A 281-nucleotide genomic window follows, 5' to 3' on the forward strand; every position below is an offset into this window, starting at 1 on the left:
CCTGATCTGGTTTTGTAGCGTTGCGCCTCGTGCGGGGCAAACTCCTGCTTTTGCCCTTTGCGCGGGTTGTGGTCGATCAAGGGCACACGTCCTGCGCTTCGGACTTCCTCACGGATCACGGTGCTGCAATAGGCAGCGTCCATGAGTTCGCAAGCAGGCATCGACCCGCTGTGCGCTGGTGCGCGAGAGCGGCAACGCGACCCGGTTGTCGTGCACGTTGGCACCCGTGAGGACGGCGCTGATGGGTACGCCGCAGCAGGCCGTATCGAGGTGGAGTTTGT

1 pseudogene is annotated in these 281 nt (G+C 63.0%); it reads right to left on the reverse strand.

What is annotated here, in order from left to right:
- Positions 1 to 281 (reverse strand): annotated as a pseudogene (locus PY257_RS02730) (transposase); the annotation flags it as partial.

The sequence above is a fragment of the Curvibacter soli genome (assembly GCF_029211125.1).
Classification (GTDB): Bacteria; Pseudomonadota; Gammaproteobacteria; order Burkholderiales; family Burkholderiaceae_C; genus Curvibacter_A; species Curvibacter_A soli.